The sequence below is a fragment of the Leucobacter sp. M11 genome (assembly GCF_035726885.1).
Classification (GTDB): domain Bacteria; phylum Actinomycetota; class Actinomycetes; order Actinomycetales; family Microbacteriaceae; genus JAPFRB01.
The window spans coordinates 1-271 of record NZ_JAPFRB010000024.1; the positions used below are offsets into that span (position 1 = coordinate 1).

A 271-nucleotide genomic window follows, 5' to 3' on the forward strand; every position below is an offset into this window, starting at 1 on the left:
GGTCGGCGGCGATCCGCAGCAGGCCGTCGCGTTCCATGCGGGCGACGGTCTGGCTCACGGTGGGGCCGCTCTGGTCCAGGTGCTCGGCGATGCGGGCGCGCAGCGGGACCACGCCCTCCTCCTCGAGTTCCAGGACGGTGCGGAGGTACATCTCCGTGGTGTCGATGAGCCTGGACACGCGGTGGGTCAGGCCGGGGTCTCGGCGGTGGCGGTCAGGACCGCGCGACCGAGGATGTGCCCGGCCATCGTGAAGCCGAGGACCGCCGGGGTG

At 73.1% G+C, this 271-nt stretch carries 1 protein-coding gene; it reads right to left on the bottom strand.

Annotation, left to right across the window (positions count from 1 at the left end):
* A partial coding sequence (locus OOT08_RS18855) for a metal-dependent transcriptional regulator (RefSeq protein WP_325094437.1) occupies positions 1–178 on the bottom strand: 178 nt, incomplete at its 3' end.
* Positions 179–271 lie beyond the last annotated feature (93 nt).